General features: G+C 73.6%; 2 protein-coding genes and 1 pseudogene. All 3 read right to left on the reverse strand.

Annotated features, from left to right (window positions below; genetic code table 11):
* Positions 1-120: 120 nt before the first annotated feature.
* On the reverse strand, positions 121-564 hold the full coding sequence (locus tag ACTS11_RS06475; protein ID WP_442639516.1) for a TerB family tellurite resistance protein: 444 nt from the start codon (positions 562-564) through the stop codon (positions 121-123).
* A 38-nt stretch (positions 565-602) separates the two neighbouring features.
* Positions 603-976: pseudogene (locus ACTS11_RS06480) on the reverse strand (DMT family transporter).
* Positions 977-1,115: 139 nt separating this feature from the next.
* Positions 1,116-1,517, reverse strand: a 402-nt coding sequence (locus tag ACTS11_RS06485; protein ID WP_442639517.1) for a PhzF family phenazine biosynthesis protein, incomplete at its 5' end; no start/stop codon positions are given.

Here is a 1,517-nt window from a genome sequence, read left to right on the forward strand (position 1 = left end):
CTTGGCGGAGCGCCTCGGGCGCCTCGATGCCGCGCGTGCGAAGCCCGTCGCGGATGCCCGCCCAGAAGGCCTCCGTCGCCTCCCGCGTCTCGGGCCGGAGGTACATGGGCAGGGTGGCGATCATCCGCTCCGGGCTTCGACCCGCTGCCGCGCGAGGTTGGAATCGCGGTCGTTGACGCCGAGCATGGGGGCCACGAGGCGCAGGATCGCGTCCTCCTCGTGGTCGCGGTCGCCGTCCGCCAGAACGATGTCCCAGAGCGCCTCGATCACCTTGACGCGGTCCTCGTAGGGCACGGCCTCCTTGATGGCGCGAGTGAAGCGCACGGTGTCCGGGGCCTCGGCCTCCAGCGCCTCGGCCTCGCCCCGGACCTTCGCCACCTCGAAGGGTGTGAGGGCGTAGCGGGACGACAGCACCGCGTCGATGCGGGCGATCTCTGCCTCCTCGTAGACGCCGTCCGCCCGCGCGATGCGCACGAGCAGGGCGGCGAGCGCGAGGCGCGCGTCGTCGTAGGGCAGAGGCTCGGGGGCGGGCGCGGTCAGGCGGCGGAGAAGGTCGGCGAACATGACAGCCGATATAGGCGCTGGCGCGCGCGCTGGAAAGCTCAAGCCTTCGAGAGCACGACGCCGCCCGCGACCATGGCGATGGCGAAGAGGCGCGTGGGCTCGACGGCGCGCGCCTCCATCCCGAAGGCGCCGCGCGCGTCGAGCAGGAGGGCCGCGATCAGCTGGCCCACGATCATGGCGCGCCGAGGCGCGGCACGGACCAGATGGCGGCCCAGACCCAGATCGCGCCGAGCACGCCGCCCAGCAGCGCCCACCACGGCACGTTGCCGAGCGTCGAGAGGCTGGGCACGCTTGCGCCGCGGAGGGCCGCGAGGGCCGCGAGCACGATGAAGCCGATGGCGAAGGACAGCGCGGCGGCGGCGGTGGGGTCGCCCAGTTCGCGGGCGAGCACGGCGTTGACGGGCGCCTGCATGGCGAGGGCCGCGCCGACGGCGACGACGAGAACGATCGAAAACGCGATGGATGCGGTCACTGGTCAAGCCTCCCTTACCATGCGGGCAGAGTGGCGCGGCATCCGCCGGGGGCGTAGTGGGGGATTCCCGCCCTCTGGGTCAGGGAATCCTTATCGTGCCGCTGGCGACGGGCACGGAGCTGCCCGCGACGCGGATGCGGCGGAGCGCGCCCCCCGCGACCTCGACCGTGAGCCTGAGGTCGCTCGGGCGGCCCATCTCGACCCCCTGCCGGAGGGCGAGCACCGTCTCGCCATCGGACAGCGCGCCGTTGGCCAGAAGCTGCGCCGAGAGGATCGCGGTGGCCGAGCCGGTGGCCGGGTCCTCGGCGATGCCGTCCTGCGGCGCGAACATGCGCGCGCGGAGATCCGCTTCCGTGTCTGCCGTGTAGAGGTAGAGACCGACGGCGGACCGGCCGGTATCGTCGATCCCCGCCTCGGCGAGGAGCGCGGTCCAGCCGGGCTCGACCGCGCGGGCGCGGGCCAGCGCCTCGAGGTTCGCGGC

Source organism: Roseicyclus sp. (assembly GCF_052168335.1).
Taxonomy (GTDB): domain Bacteria; phylum Pseudomonadota; class Alphaproteobacteria; order Rhodobacterales; family Rhodobacteraceae; genus Roseibacterium.